The organism is Novosphingobium sp. FG137 (assembly GCF_057809735.1).
The window spans coordinates 555,237-570,793 of record NZ_JBMDKN010000003.1; the positions used below are offsets into that span (position 1 = coordinate 555,237).

General features: G+C 64.5%; 13 protein-coding genes. 7 read left to right on the top strand and 6 right to left on the bottom strand.

The annotated features are described in order from the left end of the window. Nucleotides 1-51: 51 nt before the first annotated feature. Complete coding sequence (locus ACODS2_RS12015) at nt 52-2,469, bottom strand: TonB-dependent receptor (protein WP_488999015.1); 2,418 nt, start codon at nt 2,467-2,469, stop codon at nt 52-54. Nucleotides 2,470-2,711: 242 nt separating this feature from the next. Then, a complete protein-coding gene (locus ACODS2_RS12020) occupies nt 2,712-3,809 on the bottom strand; it encodes an LLM class flavin-dependent oxidoreductase (protein WP_298170582.1) in 1,098 nt (365 codons plus the stop codon). Between the two features lie 126 nt (nt 3,810-3,935). Between ACODS2_RS12020 and ACODS2_RS12025 the strand changes: the two genes are divergently transcribed. Then, entirely contained in the window at nt 3,936-4,604 is a 669-nt protein-coding gene (locus tag ACODS2_RS12025) for a TetR/AcrR family transcriptional regulator (protein WP_298170585.1), read from the top strand. A gap of 149 nt (nt 4,605-4,753) precedes the next feature. Here ACODS2_RS12025 and ACODS2_RS12030 read toward each other — a convergent pair whose 3' ends face one another. The 4 genes from ACODS2_RS12030 to ACODS2_RS12045 are packed head-to-tail and all read right to left on the bottom strand — an operon-like array spanning nt 4,754 to nt 9,208. Beyond that, nucleotides 4,754-5,896, bottom strand: a complete 1,143-nt coding sequence (locus tag ACODS2_RS12030) for an FAD-dependent monooxygenase (RefSeq protein WP_488999016.1) — start codon at nt 5,894-5,896, stop codon at nt 4,754-4,756. Continuing rightward, nucleotides 5,889-6,998 (bottom strand): ThuA domain-containing protein, encoded by a 1,110-nt coding sequence (locus ACODS2_RS12035; RefSeq protein ID WP_488999017.1) that lies wholly within the window; start codon nt 6,996-6,998, stop codon nt 5,889-5,891. The genes ACODS2_RS12030 and ACODS2_RS12035 overlap by 8 nt, the downstream gene beginning before the upstream one ends. 2 nt (nt 6,999-7,000) lie before the next feature. After that, nucleotides 7,001-7,870 (bottom strand): alpha/beta hydrolase, encoded by an 870-nt coding sequence (locus ACODS2_RS12040; protein WP_488999018.1) that lies wholly within the window; start codon nt 7,868-7,870, stop codon nt 7,001-7,003. A 3-nt stretch (nt 7,871-7,873) separates the two neighbouring features. Further along, a complete protein-coding gene (locus tag ACODS2_RS12045; RefSeq protein ID WP_488999019.1) occupies nt 7,874-9,208 on the bottom strand; it encodes a glycoside hydrolase family 1 protein in 1,335 nt (444 codons plus the stop codon). A 133-nt stretch (nt 9,209-9,341) separates the two neighbouring features. Here ACODS2_RS12045 and ACODS2_RS12050 point away from each other — a divergent pair, with 133 nt between their 5' ends. The 6 genes from ACODS2_RS12050 (at nt 9,342) to ACODS2_RS12075 (ending at nt 15,495) form a co-directional block, all read left to right on the top strand. Then, nucleotides 9,342-10,265 (top strand): LysR family transcriptional regulator, encoded by a 924-nt coding sequence (locus ACODS2_RS12050; protein WP_298170599.1) that lies wholly within the window; start codon nt 9,342-9,344, stop codon nt 10,263-10,265. 86 nt (nt 10,266-10,351) lie between these two features. Continuing rightward, nucleotides 10,352-10,780, top strand: coding sequence for a GlcG/HbpS family heme-binding protein (locus ACODS2_RS12055; protein ID WP_488999020.1), 429 nt, complete (start codon nt 10,352-10,354; stop codon nt 10,778-10,780). Next, the gene (locus tag ACODS2_RS12060) at nt 10,777-12,018 is read left to right on the top strand and encodes an amidohydrolase family protein (protein WP_488999021.1); all 1,242 of its coding nucleotides are present in this window, start codon (nt 10,777-10,779) and stop codon (nt 12,016-12,018) included. The genes ACODS2_RS12055 and ACODS2_RS12060 overlap by 4 nt, the downstream gene beginning before the upstream one ends. Before the next feature lie 3 nt (nt 12,019-12,021). Further along, the gene (locus ACODS2_RS12065; protein WP_488999022.1) at nt 12,022-12,924 is read left to right on the top strand and encodes a VOC family protein; all 903 of its coding nucleotides are present in this window, start codon (nt 12,022-12,024) and stop codon (nt 12,922-12,924) included. A gap of 3 nt (nt 12,925-12,927) precedes the next feature. Continuing rightward, a complete protein-coding gene (locus ACODS2_RS12070) occupies nt 12,928-14,088 on the top strand; it encodes an alpha/beta hydrolase family protein (RefSeq protein ID WP_488999023.1) in 1,161 nt (386 codons plus the stop codon). 93 nt (nt 14,089-14,181) lie between these two features. Next, nucleotides 14,182-15,495, top strand: coding sequence for an NAD(P)/FAD-dependent oxidoreductase (locus ACODS2_RS12075; protein WP_298170622.1), 1,314 nt, complete (start codon nt 14,182-14,184; stop codon nt 15,493-15,495). Nucleotides 15,496-15,557: the final 62 nt, after the last annotated feature.

A 15,557-nucleotide genomic window follows, 5' to 3' on the forward strand; every position in this document is an offset into this window, starting at 1 on the left:
GCTGCCGGTTGTAAGGGGGCGGTCGCCAACCGCCCCCTCATAGGTACGTGCTTAGTACTTCACGCTCAGGCGGATGCCATAGGTGCGCGGCGCGCCGAACTGCCAGTTGAACACATCGTCCGGGCCGGCCGAAACGAAGCTGCCATAGGTCAGCGGGCGGTTGTTCTCGACATTCTTCACAAAGCCGATGACCGAGTACATCTTGTTCGCCGACTGGTATTCGAGGCTGAAGTCGCTCTGCGTGAAAGCGCTCTGCGTGCCATCGCGGTAGTTGTAGAAGTCGGTGAAGTACGACGACTTGAAGGTCGTGTCCGCACGCGCCGTCAGGCTGCCTGCACCGCCCAGCTGGAAAGTGTGATCGATCCCGGCGGTGATGATGAACCGGGGCGAGAACGGCGGACGGTTGCCCGCGAAGTTGGGCTGTTCGATGATGTCCTTCCCGTTCGCATCCTTGTTGCCAGGGATGAGATCGCCAATGCCATTCAGCGCACCCGTGGTGTCGAACACGTTGAACTGGGCGAGCAGCTCCTTGTATTCGGCGTTGAGGTAGTTGATCGAGCTGTGGAAGTTGGTGTTGTCGTCCAGCTGGATGCTGCCCGATGCCTCGATACCCCAGATCTTGGCCTTGCCCGCGTTGAACGTCTGGCCGCCGACCGTGGTATCCAGCAACACTGAAACCTGCAGGTCCTTGTAATCGTAGTAGAACGCGCCAAGGTTGAACTGGTGCTGGCGGTGATCGCCGAAGGTCTGCTTCCAGCCGCCTTCGAAAGCGGTGTTGGTCTCGGGCCGGTAGGTGCCGACGGCATCGAAGCCGCCGCCCTTGAACCCGGTCGAGGCCTTGACGTAGACCAGCGTGTCCGAATTGGGCTTGAAGTTCAGCCCGGCGAGCCAGGTGACCTTGTTGTCCTTGCTGCCGAGCGGCAGCTTCTGCGCGTTGATCGCGTTGAGATCCTTGCGGCCTGGGCCTGCACCCAGCAGCGTGAAGTTGGGTCCGGTGGGATCGAACGTGACACCATCGGCCTTGAACTTCGCGAACGGCGTGCCGTTGATATAGAGGGCGTCACGCTTGTTGTCGGTATAGCGCAAGCCGCCGACCGCGGTCAGCTTGTCACCCAGCGGCACTTCGACCTGCCCGAACAACGACTTGCTGTCGCTGGAGATCTTGCGGCCGAAGTACGACAAGTAAGTGCCCGCCGGCGGCGCGATCGGGCCGAGGAAGAAGCCGTTCTCGCGGTCCTGCTTCTCCTTGAAGTAGAATCCGCCGATCTGGTAGATAATCCCGCCGATCTTGCCGTTGAGGCGCAGTTCGTGGCTCTGCGTGTCGGCCTCGTCCTGGAAGGTGAAGGACTGGTAGATTACCGGCAGGGTGAGGCGGTTCTTGGGATCGCCCGAGAAGCTGCGGTAGCCGCCGATATAAGTCAGCGTGGCAGCATCGCTGAATTCATAGGCAATGCGCCCGCGCACGGCCCAGGTATCCTGCTCGACCCGCCCGATGCCATAGAGCGGCGCGGCGTATTCGTTGCGATCGATCTTTGACAGCAGGTTGGTGTTGCTGGGTACGCACAGCGTCTGCGGATAGGCCGGAGCAACGCGGGTGAAGCCGTTGCCGCAGGCCGCGCCGCTCGGGCCGTTGCCTGCGCCGTTGAGATCGGCCACCGCAAAGATGCCCGGGCTGAAGCGGCGCTTGGCATATTCGCCCGCCAGATTGATCGACAGCGCGGAAGAGGGATCAAGCCGCAGCGAGACACGGCCGCCGTAGGCGTTATTGTCGTCCGAACGGCCCGCGGCATAGGCCGGGAACACGAAGAAGCCGCCGCCGGCCGGGTGCTTGTTGTAGCCATCGCGGTCTTCATAGAAGCCCGAAACGCGGACCGCCGCCATGCTGCCCAGCGGCACATCGACGCCGGCATCGGCGCGGACGGCGTTGTAGTTGCCATAGCTGACCGTGGCATCGCCGCCGAACTCGCGGCCCGGCTTGCGGGTGATGAAGTTGATCGCGCCGCCGGTCGAGTTGCGGCCATAGAGCGTGCCCTGGGGGCCGCGCAGCACTTCAACGCGCTCCATGTCGAACAGCGACATGCCCATGACGTTCGGGCGGTTGATGTACTCGCCGTCGATGTTGATGACGACCGAGGTATCCTGCGCTTCGTCATTCGACGTGGTGCCCACGCCGCGCACGGTAACCTTGACCGTGCCCTGATCCTGATTGAGCTGGACGACCGGCGCGATCTTGTCGATGTCGTTGAGGTTGGAGAAGCCGACCTTCTTCAGTTCGTCACCGCTGATCACGTTGATCGCGATCGGCACGTCGTTGATCTTCTGCGAACGGTTCTGCGCCGTGACGACGATTTCCGCGGTGCTGGCTGAGTCCGTATCGGCCTGTGGTGCCTGCTGGGCATGCGCCGGAGCGGCCATGGCGATGATGGCGCAGGTGGCGAGCAGACTTGTACCTTGGATGAAGTTGCGCATGATCCCTCCCGTTATGCACCCTGCTTGAGCCGGGGTGTCTGGTTTGCGATATTCAACAAAGAGCCCATGTTCGAAATTCGGGCTGCCAATCCAGCGGGCCTTTCATGCGGTGCAGCATGGATCGGGCCGGAACTGGAATGGCGAATAAGAATGTCCTGCCTGATTGGTTCCATTAAGTGAAATAGTATGTTTTCATCAATCAGCATCCACGAAATTGATGCATTATCCCATTGGCGTCGTGATCAGGCCAGTGCCGGCATGACCTTGCGGGAAAGCAGGTCCAGTGTCTGGTTGCCCAGCCGCAGGCGTTCCTCGGTCAGCGGTCCGGTGGTCGTGCCGCACAGCACATTGCCTATGCCGAGCTCCTTGTACGGCTGCAGGTGTTCGATGACCGTTTCGGGCGAGCCATAGAGGCACCATGTGCCGATCCAGTCCTCGGTCAGCGCATTGGGGGTGCGGTCGGTCTTCTTGTTGGCGTCGTTGCTTTCGGCGCGGGCGTTGAACTCTGCCTCGCGTTCGACCGCCGCCTGATAGGCACGCAGGATCACCTCGAGCTCCTCGCGCGCCTGCTCGTCGCTTTCGGCCACATGGACGCACTGGTAAGTGTGCGTCGTCCAGTCGAGCGCGCTGGCAACGACTTCGTCGGAGTGGCCGGCTGCGGTCAGCATGCCGTGGTAGATGTCGAAGAACTTCTTCACGTGGACGAAGGGCTCGGTGCCGCCGATCTTGGGCGGCGTGAAGGCGGGGATGAAGGCGGGCCAGCCATGCGTTGCGGCGCGGCGGGCACTCGCTTCCTTCATCGCCACCGGCATCAGCCGCGCATGGCCCGGCGTGTAGGCGGCGGGCGCGATGCGCTGGAGCACGCGGCCCTGATGCGGACCGTTGGCGATTTCCACCGCGGGGCTGTCCATGGTCTTGGCCCAGAGCGCCTCGGCCAGCGCGAGGTTTTGTTCCGAGATAGCCCCGGCGTCCTTGTAGTCGACGCCGAAGCCGATCATTTCCTCTGGCGTCGTGCCGCTGCCGATGCCGACGAGGAGCTTGCCGTCCGTCAGCTGATCAAGAATGTTGATCCGCTCGGCAAAGCGCACCGGGTGGTGCAGCGGAACCGAGACGACCGAGAAGCCGAAGTGCATCTGCGGCATTTTCGCGGCCAGGTAGGCGGCGAACATGAAGCTGTCGCTCGCCACCGGCATGTAGCCATTGAAGTGGTGATCGGGGAGGAAGATGGCCGAGAAGCCGAGATCGCCCGCGCGCAGGGCGTGCGTCTCGAGATCCTTCATGAGCTGACGGTCGTCTTCGGGGCGCATCGTGCGCGCGTTGAGGAACACCGAGAAACGCATGTGCTTGTTTTCTCCCCCTTCGGCCTGCCCGCGCTTGCCCCGGTTGTGGGTGCGGAACGTTTTGGTACGTATCAGGCGAATCAAATTAGAATTGACGTTCCTGTTTTAGTAGGGTCTAGCAAAGCAATGTCAACAGCCACTCGTCACACCGAAGCGCTGGCGCTTCAGGCCCTCAGCCGAAAACCGCGCCAGGGGCGCAGCCTTGCCTCGTTCGAACGCATGATCGAAGCGACCAAGGCGCTGATGATCGAGACGGGGGGCGACAGCTTCACGTTGCAGGACGTGAGCGAGCGGGGTCAGGTCTCGATCGGCTCGATCTATCTGCGGTTCGAAAGCAAGGACCGCCTGCTGCACGCGGTGATCGCCGAAGAGCTGACCGCGATCCTCGCCAAGGAGCGGGTGATGATCGACGAGGTGCTGGCCGAGACCGATAGTCTCGGCGCATTCCTGCCGCTCTACATCAAGCGCTACAGCGCGTTCCTCGAGCAGAATGCGCCGCTGCTGCGTACGATCATGGCGCGGGCCGAGGTTGATCCGTTGGTTTCGGATCCGGGCAAGGAAACCGCGCGGCGTTCGGCCGAAATGTCGATCGCGGCGATCCTGACCTTCCGTGACGAAATCAAATCAGCCGATCCGGAAGCCAAGGCGCTGGCAGTGTTCCAGATCGTCTTCGCCACGATCGCGCGCCAGTTCGGGCTCGGCTCCACACCGGAATCGAGCGATCCCTTCCTGTGGGGCTTCATCAAGGACGAGATTTCCAAGATGGCGCTGGCGTACTTGCGCCACGCGGACTGAGCGTTGGGCTGCTAAGCTGGAGTGCTACCTACACAATCGTCATTGCGAGGAGCGCAGCGACGAAGCAATCCAGAGTGCTGTGCGGGACGCTCTGGATTGCTTCGCTGCGCTCGCAATGACGAAAGGGTGGGCGATGTGTGTGGGGGCTCTTAGAACGGCCCAGCGAGGCGGTGCAGCGCAGCGCCCATGATCCCGCCGATTTCCTCGCCCGGACGGCCGGCCAGCTGTGCTGCGCCAATCGAGACGCTGGTTTCCACCACGTCGCGGCAGCGTTCGTAGCGGCGTTCTTCGTAGGCCAGAAGCGCGGCTTCGGCGGTCCCGGCCCGCGCCAATTCCTCGCCTAGAACGAGCGCACTTTCCACCGCGATGCCCGCGCCCGAGGCGAGGTGCGGCGTGGTGGCGTGGACAGCATCGCCGAGCAGCACGATCCGGCCATCCGACCACGGGCGCGGCTGGATTTTCGCGGCGAGCGGGCGGTAGTTGACCCAGTCCTGCGCGCTCATCGTATCGCGCACCCAGCCGGCATTGCCGCCGAAATCGGCAAGGTGGGCCTTCATTTGCGCCACGAGGGCCTCGCCTTCGAGGCGCTCCTCGCCATCGTCGTGCGGGGTGAGCAGCCACAAGTAGATGCGGTCCTCGCCGCAGCGGGTGATGCCGACCATGTAGCGATGGCCGAAGAACATCTCGCCGCGTTTCAGCGTTGGCGGCTTCTTCATCGAGACGCGCCAGCAGCCTTGCCCGGTGCTCTCGGCCTCGCCCATGTGGGGGAACGCAAGATCGCGCACGCGTGAGCGGATGCTGTCTGCGCCGATCACGAGATCGTAGCGGCCGGATGTGCCATCGGAGAAAGTGACGTCAACGCCGCCATCGCGGTTGGCGAGAGTGTCGACTGTCACGCCGAGGCGCACCGGAATGCCGGCGGCGGCAACGCGCTGCTGCATCAGGTGGTGGAGGACGGGGCGCATGATACCGCCGGTGGCGGGAAGGCCATCTTCGATGGGGGGCTCATCGAGATCGCGCAGGTGTATGCCGTTGAACAGGAACATGCTTGAGCCTGCGACAATGGCGCCTTCGCGGGCGATATCCTCGACCATGCCGAGCCGCTGGTAGGCGCGCAGGGTGGGGCCGGTGATGCTGATGCCCGCGCCATAGACGCGCCATTCGGGATCGAGATCGATCAGCGTCACCGCCACGCCGCGCGCGGCCAGATCGATGGCAGCCGCCATGCCGCCGATGCCGCCGCCGACGATGAGGGCATTGCCGATGCTGGAAATGGTGGCGGGCTCAGTCATGCGGCTTGGTTCCTTTGGTTCCCATGGCCCAGGCGATACCTTCGGCCAGTAGTGCCGCGGCATGCGGCTCGTCATAGTTTTCCGGCCGGTGGCCGATGGCGGTGTAGAACATGCGGCCAGACCCGATGGCCTTGCGCCAGGCGATGGGATGGTAGCCCATCGCAAGACTTTCGCCGCGATAGCCGATCTGCTGGTAGTCCTTCTCGTCGATCGTCGCGACGGCGACTGCGCCGCCTGCCACCGGGTTGCGATCAAAGGAGTACCATTCCTCGAGCAGCGGGAAGGCCTTCGCGCCGCCCGCACCGATGGTGCCCTGCGGATCGACGAGGCTTACCGTGGCGGTCTGGAACTGCGGGCGGCCGGGATGACCGATGAAGCGCGCGCCGAGCAGGGTATCGGCGTACCAATCCCAGAACCACTGGGGATCGCCGCCGGCCCCGTGAATGCCGGCATAGCCGCCGCCGTGCTCGATATAGGCGCGGAAGGCGGCGCGCTGCGGCATGGTGAGCGCATCGCCGCTGACATTGTTCCAGACGACGACTGCGAAGCGGGCCAGGTCATCCGCGTTCATCACGCCGCCGTGATCGGTAAACACGATCTGCCAGCCGCGCGACGCGGCAATGGCCGTGAGGCGCGCGCGGGCGGAATCGACCGAAGGACTATCGCGAAAGCCGTTGATCTTCTCGAACACGAGGACCTGCGGGCGGCCATCTGCCGGGGGCAGGGCGGGGCGATCATGATCGTAGCGCGCGCAGCGGGACACGGTGAAGCCGTCGGTGATCGGGAGCGCCGCAAGCTTTGTGGCAAGCGCCGGGCGCAATGCTGCTCCATCGGCGCGTACTTCCAGCAGCGCGTTGACGCTGAGGATATTGGCGAAGCCGGGCGGCAGGTCGCCGCCGCCGAAGTTGCGGGTGAAACCGGACACGAGATCGGGCGCGACCGATGCGAGCGCGGCGGGTCCATCGGGATGCATCAGCACGTCCGACAGCGGCGAATCCACGCCGAGCGGCGCGCTCGCCAACGGGCAATCGCGCACTGGCTCCCCCGCAAGAGCCGGGGTGCCTGCAAGCAGCAGCAGCGCGGTGGCGAGCGCCCGCAGCATGATCACTGCACCGCCAGCCAGTTGATGTACTGGTCGATCCAGTGATCGCTCGTGGTGCCCTTGGGCATCATGCCAAAGCCGTGCTCGCCGCCGTAGTAGAGGTGGAATTCGACGGCATTGCTCTCCTTGAGCCAGTTGTCGACGAGCTTGAGCCCGCCTTGCTTGAACAGCGGATCGCCTGCGGCAATGGCAAGGAACAGCGGCGGGCGCGGGCCGCCGGTGACGGTCTGGGTCATCGGCGGGTAGATCAGCGCGGCGTGATGGAGCAGCGCGGCTTCCTTCCTCTGTTCGATCAGGCGGATGAGCGTGCGCGAGCCGGCGGAAAAACCGATGGCGCCGATGGCCTTGGGATCGATCTTCCATTCCGCCGCGCGGGCCGAAACCACCGAGATGGCCGCGGCGAGATCATCGACCGCCGGGGGCAGATCGGCGAGCTCGCCCTTGCCGAGCTGGCCGAACTTCGCCGCCATATCGGCCATGAAGCCTTCCGGCGTCGGCGGGGTGGGGTTCACCCGGTACTTGAGGACGAAGGCGGTATAGCCCTCTGCGGCGAGGCGATCCGCGACGCGGAAGCCCTCGCTGTCGATCGAGACGAACATGTAGCCGCCGCCCGGCACCACGATCACCGCCTTGCCATTGGCGCGGCCATTCTTGGGCCGGATCACGTAGAGCGTCGAGCGCTGGACATTGCGCGCCCAGACCTGACCGAACACGCGGTTCCACACTTCGCCGCCCACCGGCACGTTGTTGAGCACGATCTCCTCGCCGCGCACGGCGGGCACGGGATCGGCGGAGAAATCCGGCGCCTGCGCGCGCGCCGGGGCGGTAGCGAAGGCCAGCAGCGCGATCAGGAAGGCAAGGGTCTTGCGCATGGGTCAGGCTCCTGCCGTGTGGCTCTTGATGTAGTCGCGGTAGACGAGCGCGCTGGGCTTGGGCGTGCGCGCGAAGGTCTGGCGGTCGAAGCTGTGAAGGCCGAACCGGGGCTTGTAGCCGAAGACCCATTCGAAGTTGTCGATCAGCGACCAGTGGCAGTAGCCCTTGACTGGCACGCCATCGGCCATTGCGATGCGCAAGTGATCGAGCGCCTGGGGGATCATCCAGGCGCGTGTGGTATCGTCGTCGGTGCCAACGCCGTGCTCGGTGACCATGATCGGCACCTTGCTGACTTCATGGGCATAGCGCACCGCGCCAGCGAGCGAGGCGGGATAGACTTCCGCGCCGATATAGTTGCGGCGCGCATCGGCAGGAGCGGGAAGCTTGCCGGTCTTGCCCCAGAGCGCGCGTTCGTAGTTCTGGACGCCGAGAAAATCATCGGCCTGGGCAAGGCGCAGCCACGAATTGTAGAACTTCTCGCGCATGGCATCGCGCACCGATCCGCGCTCCGCTTCTTGATCGTCGATCATGGCGAGGCTGACGCCGACCGGGAGATCGCAGCGCACTGCCTTGATCGCGGCCTTGCCGAGGGTGTGGCCAGCCTGCAGATGGGCCTGAACCTTGGCCGGATCTGGCTGGTAGAGCGCGTTGCCCGCAAGGAACAGCGGCACGCCAAGCTTCTTCGCCGCCGCTTCGACCATGGCCTTGTCCTGATCGAGCAGACCCGGCGGCAGAAGGTATTGGAGCACGCCCGCCAGATTGGGCTCATTCAGGGTCGTCGCGTGGTCGATCCCGGCGGCGAGGTGGCGCGCGGCATGATCGCAGAAGCGGGCGAAAAGCTGCGGTGCCTCGTCGTTCATCCAGCCGCCGCGCGCGGCAAACCAGATCGGCGTGGTGAAGTGATTGAAGGTGACGATGGGCTTGAGGCCTATGGCGCGCGCGCCTTCGATCACCTGCTTGTAGTGATCGAGCATGGCGATGGAGAACTGGCCCGGCTCCGGCTCGATCCGCGCCCATTCGAGGCTGAAGCGATAAGCGTTGAGACCAAGGTTCTTTGCGAGTTCGAGGTCGGTCCGCCAGAGCTCGAAGCTGTTGGCGGCATCGCCCGAGGGTTCCGTGAATGCCGTGGGCTTGATGTTTTCCAGCAGCCAGCAATCGGCGTTGACGTTGTTGCCTTCGACCTGATGGCCGGCGGTGGCCGCGCCCCAGATGAAGTCGGCGGGGAAGGGGCCGGGTGCTGCAGCCTTCTTCACCGCCCTCGCCACGGCGTGCGGGGCCGCGCTCATCGCAAGGCCCGCAGCGGTCGCCGCCACGAACGTGCGCCGGTCGATTGCCATTCCATGATCTCCCATCTGTTTGATGCTGATCTGGGCGAAATCATCAATCAAGTAAAATTGTCATGATGCATCAAGTCGTATAGACAGAATCGATACATTGGCTGGCCGCGGGGCCGCAGGGGATTATGGCAGGATGCGCTACAAGGGTCTCGATCTCAACCTCCTCGTCGCATTCGACGCGCTGATGACCACCCGCAGCGTCAGCCGGTCGGCCGAGCGGCTGAACCTCAGCCAGCCGGCGATGAGCGCTGCGCTTTCGCGGCTGCGCGAGTATTTCGGCGACGAGCTTTTGCAGCTGCAGGGCAAGCGCATGCACCCCACGCCCTTCGCCGACGAGCTGATGCCGCAAGTGCGCGAGAGCCTGCTGGGGCTCGAGGTCATGCTCTCGCGCTCGCCCCATTTCGATCCGGCGACGTCGCAGCGCAGCTTCAAGGTGGTGACCTCGGACTATGTCTTCGCTTCGCTGATCGTGCCCCTCGTCGCGCAGCTGGCCGAGGAGGCGCCCGGCATCCGCATCGATTGCGAACTGCCGCAGCCGGGCACGGTGCAGGAGCTGGAGGAAGGCAAGATCGATATCACGATCACGCCTGAATATGTGATCGGCGGCAATCACCTCTCCTATATTCTCTACCACGAGCCGCAGGTTGTCGTGGGCTGGAGCGGGAATCCGGCGATTGCGAACGGCACGATCACCGAGGAAGCGTTCTTTGCGGCGGGGCATGTCGCGGTGGTGCTGGGGGGCGGAAAGACGCTGTCCTACGCCGATCGGACACTGGACCTGATGGGGCGGACCCGCACGATCGAGGCGACTGTGGCGATCTTCACGGCGGTGCCCTGGCTAATCGAGGGAACCAATCGCCTTTCCGTGATGCATTCGCGCCTGGCCGCGCAGCTCAAGGGGCGGTTCGCGATCACGAGCGCGCCGGTGCCGTTCGAGATTCCGGCGATGAAGCAGATGCTGAGTTATCACCCCGGTCGCAAGGACGATGCCGGGTTGGCCTGGCTGCGCGGGCGGATCGAGGCGATTGCGCACAAGGGCGAACTGGTCAATGCATAAATCCTATGGATATCCAAACATCCAAAGAAGCATTTTTACAGATTGATCGCGCGCCAGCAGAAGGGTGCCGGGAGAGAGACCGGGACATGCTGACACTAGCGCACGCACTCACGATTGCCATGGAGACTTTGGCGGAAGGCCGCCGCCGTGGTTTTGCGCCGCTGGCCTGCGTCGTGCTCGACCGCGGGGGGCACGTTCTGGCGCTGCTGCGCGATGAGAACGCCTCGATCTACCGGCCCGAAATTGCCATGGGCAAAGCGGCGGGCTGCCTCGGCATGGGCTTTGGCGGGCGCGAGCTCGCCAAGCGTGCAGCGGCGATGCCGATGTTCTTCAATGGCCTGCAGGCGGCTTTTCCGCATGGCATGTTGCCGGTGCCCGGCGGCGTGCTGATCCGCGACGCTGATGGCGCCTTGCTCGGCGCAGTGGGCGTGACGGGCGACACTTCGGACAACGACGAAATCTGTGCGCTTGCCGGCATCGCGGCGACGGGCCTCGTCGCGGATACCGGCGCATGACGGGCACGCTGTTCACCGATGTGATGATCTTCGACGGCAGCAGCGCGGCGCTGTTTCCGGGCGAAGTGCTGGTGCGCGGCGAGCGGATCGAGGCTGTGGCGCGCGGCGATGAACGCCTGCCGCGCGAAGGCGTGACAGCGGTGCAGGGCAAGGGCCGCACGCTGATGCCCGGCATGGTCGAGGCGCATGGCCATCTCACCTGGCCGACCTCGATCGAGCGCATGATCAACACGATGAAGCCGCTGCCGATCGAGCAGCACGTGCTGGTCACGGCGCAGAACGCGCGGATCACGCTCGAGGCGGGCTTCACCAGCGTCTATTCGGCGGGTTCTCTGGGAGAGCGGATCGAGCCGGCGCTGCGCGACATGATCGACGCGGGCTTCCTGCCCGGCCCGCGCCTGCGCGCCTCTGCGCTGGAAAAGGGCGCGGAAGGCGTGCTTGGCGTGCCGGCGGGGCATGACCCCACACACCAGCGCGATATCCCGCATTTGCGCGAGTACGTGGCGCAGAAGAAGGCCGACGGCTGCGACACGATCAAGTTCCTGATGTCGAGCGACGATGCTTTCCAGCCGGGCGGTTCGCAGACGCTGATGTATTCCGAAGAGGAAGCGCAGGCGATTGGTGAGGCCGCGCGCGAGGCGGGGATCTGGCTCGCCTGCCATGCGCAGGGGGCGGAAGCCGTGAAGCGTGCGCTGCGCGCCGGGTTCCGCGCGATCTATCACTGCACTTATGCCGATGAAGAAGCGCTCGATCTGTTCGAGGCCAAGAAGGACCAGACTTTCACGGCACCGGCGGTCGGCCTGCTCTGGGCGCGGGCCTATGAGGCGCAGGGCTTCGGGATTGGACCGAAGGAAGCCGCCGAACTCGGCGCGCTGCGCGGGATCGAACTGGGCCAGCAGGTTATCCCGCAAATGCGCAAGCGCGGCATCCGCGTGCTGCCCGGCGGCGACTACGGCTTCCCCTATAACCCGCACGGCCGCAACGCGCGTGATCTGGAGCACTTCGTCAACCTGTTCGGCTTCTCGCCCACCGAGGCACTGGTCGCCGCGACGAAGCAGGGCGGCGAACTGGTCGGCTGGGACGTAGGGCAGGTTCGCGCCGGTTATCTTGCCGATCTGCTGCTTGTCGAAGGCGATCCTACGGCCGATGTCCGCATCCTGCAGGACAAGCACAATCTTGCCGCCATCATGAAGGGCGGGCAATTCTACAAACCACTTGAGCGACATGAAAAGGGCTGAACTATGAGCCGCGTTACCGAAATCCGCTATGTCGGCTATGCCGTCACCGATCTGGCCGCCGAGCGGGCGTTCTATGCCGACAACTGGAAGCTCAAGGAGGTGCAGGAAGCGGACGGCATGGTCTATTTCGCCGCTGAGGGCCATGACGAGCTTTACGTGGTGCGGCTGCGGCCTGATGCGGTGCAGCGGATCGATGTGATCGCGTTGGCCGCCGACAGTGAAGCAGACGTCGATGCGCTGTTTGCCAAGGTGCGCGATTATGGCTGCCAGATCGTGTTTGAGCCCAAGGCGCTCGACCAGTTCGGCGGCGGCTACGGCTTCCGCTTCTTCTCCAAGGACGGCCTGCCCTACGAGATTTCCGCTGGTGTCGCGCGCGGCACAGCGCGCGCGCTGGCACCGCGTGAGGCGATCCCCGAGCGGATCAGCCACATCGTGATGCACTCGCCCCGCCACCATGAGGAACTGGCGTTCTTCATCGACGTCCTTGGCTTCAAGCTGAGCGACTGGCTGGGCGATTTCATGTGCTTCCTGCGCTGCAACGAAGCGCATCACCGGATTGCCTTCCTCCCCGGGCCGCCGTGCCTCAACCATGTCGCCTACGACATGGCCAATGTGGACGAGATGATGCGCGGTGTCGCGCGGCTGAAGCGCCAGCATATCGATATCCGCTGGGGGCCGGGCCGGCACACGGCAGGCAACAACACCTTCAGCTACTTCACCACGCCCGGCGGCTTTGCGGTGGAGTATACTGCCGAGCTCGAGAAGGTCGATTTCGAGGGCCACGTCGCGCAAGTGATCGCGCCTGCGCCCGAGATCATGGACCAGTGGGGCATCGGCGTCGGCGGTCCGCAGACCATGCCCAAGCCCGCGCCCGATGCGGCGCTGTTCCAGCCGGCAGGGGTCTGAGCCATGGCACTGTTCGAACCCTTTCCCAACTACATCTGGAACCTCTCGGTCGCCATCGCGATGGAGAACGGCGGGCGGATCGGCGAAATCGTCGACATGATCGAGCCGCTCCGCGCCAAGGCGCAAAGCGGGGCGGATGCCGGCACCGCCGATTTCATGGCCGAATGGGTCAAGATGGGCGACAAGCTGGTGAGCCTGGCTGAGGAAGACCTCGCGCTGGGGCGCGAATTTTCCGCCGGAACCAAGCTCAAGCGCGCAACGATCTACTACCTGACGGGCGAGCGCATGCAGGCACATGGCTCGGCCGGGCGCGAACAGACTTATGCCAAGGCGCTCGACAGCTTCCAGCGCGGCACGACGTTTTCGGCCGATCCGGTGGAGCGGGTGGAGATCCCCTACGAAGGCAAGACGATCGCCGCGTATTTCCACCGCGCGAACGTGGAAGGGCCGGCGCCATGCGTGGTCTATTGCAACGGGCTCGACAGCATGAAGGAAATGCTGTGGCTCGGCGGCTTCCCGGAAGCCTTGGCCAAGCGCGGGATCCACACGCTGTGCGTCGATCAGCCGGGCACGGGCGAGGCGCTGCGGCTGCAGGGGCTGAATGCGACGCCTTACTCCGAACAGTGGGCCTCGAAGTGGGTCGATTGGCTGGAGACGCGGGCCGAGGTGGACCCTGCGCGCATCGGCATGACCGGCATTTCACTGGGCGGGCACTTTGCGCCGCGCGCCGTGGCCTATGAGCCGCGCTTTGCCAGCGGGGCGGCCTGGGGCGCGAACCATAATTGGCGCGAAGTGCAGGACAAGCGCATGGCGCGTGAGGGCGAAAACCCGGTGCCGCACTATTGGGGCCACGTTTACTGGGTATTCGGCGCGAAGGACCACGAGGATTTCCTCGCCAAGAGCAATGACATGAACCTCAACGGGCATCTCGACCGGATCAAGGTGCCCTTCCTCGTCACCCATGGCGCGACCGACCGGCAGATCAGCGTTGACTACGCGCACCAGAGCTATGCGCAGCTCGTCAATTCGCCGCGGCGCGAGCTCAAGATTTTCACCGCGCGCGAAGGCGGGGTGGAGCATGTCGGCGCGGACAACATGAGTTTCGGCAATGATTACATAGCCGACTGGTTCGCCGAAACGCTCGGAGGGCACGCGAAGGCCTGATTTGCGCCATTCCCGAACGGACAGGCTACTATTGCCGGCCGGTTTCTGGCATTACCCTTTTGCGCCATTCGCGTGCGCAGGGGGAAATTGCGCGTGCCGGATCAGAAGACGCAGATCGTTGTCGTGGGTGGGGGTGCCGGCGGGCTGGAGCTCGTCCGCAAGCTCGGCGCCAAGTATGGGCGCAAGAAGCACGACATCATCCTGATCGACCGCAACCTGACGCATATCTGGAAGCCGCTGCTGCACGAAGTGGCCGCCGGATCGCTCGACGCCAATCTCGATGAAGTCGGCTATGGCGGCCACGCGGTGCGCTGGGGCTACCGCTTCTTCCAGGGCAGCATCGAAAGCATCGACCGCGAGCATCGCACCATCACCACTTCGCCGCTGCTCGACGAGCGCGGTGAGGAAGTGATCGGGCGGCATACGGTGCGCTACGACTATCTCGTCCTGGCGGTCGGCGGGATATCCAACGATTTCGGCGTGCCCGGGGTGCGCGAACATGCGATGTTCCTTGAGGACCGGCCGCAGGCGGACAAATTCCGCCAGAAGCTGCTCAACGCCTGCCTGCGCACCAACCATGCGCACCATACCGGCAACCCCGATGCGCGGGTGCGGGTGAGCATCGTCGGCGGCGGCGCGACGGGTGTCGAACTGGCCGCGGAACTCTACAACGCGGCCAAGGCGCTGCGGCATTACGGGCTTGAAGTGTTCGACGAGACCAAGCTGGAGGTCTCGCTGCTCGAAGCGGGACCGCGCATCCTGCCCGCGCTCGACGAGGTGCTGGCGGGGACGGCGCGCGATGAGCTGCAGAAGCTTGGCGTCAAGGTACTGGAGCGCACGCAAGTGGTGCGGCTGGAAGACCGCGCGGTCCATACCGGTGACGGCAATGTGATCCCGTCAGACCTCATCGTCTGGGCGGCGGGCGTGAAGGGCGCCGAGGAAATCAAGACGATGAGCGATCTCGCGCTCACGCGCGGCAACCAGATCATCGTGCGCCCGACGCTGCAGACCGAGACTGACGAGCGCATCTATGCGCTGGGTGACTGCGCATCCTGCATCCTGCCCGGCAAGGAGCGCCCGGTGCCGCCGCGCGCGCAATCCGCGCACCAGATGGCGAGCCTCGTGTTCACCAATCTCGTCCGTGCGCAGGCGGGGCAGCCGCTGAAGGACTTTGCCTACGCCGACCACGGCTCGCTGGTTTCGCTCAGCCGGTTCTCGACCGTGGGGAGCCTGATGGGCAACCTCGTCGGCGGGCGCATGCGTGTTGAGGGGCGGATCGCGCGGATGGTCTACATGTCGCTTTACCGCATGCACCTTATCGCCATTCACGGTTGGTGGCGGGGCATCACGCTGATCGTGATCGGGCACGTGAACCAGATCGTGCGGCCAAGGCTGAAGCTGCACTGATCGAGCGCGCATCACACCCTATCCGTTCGTGTCGAGCGAAGTCGAGACACTTAGCGCAAGGT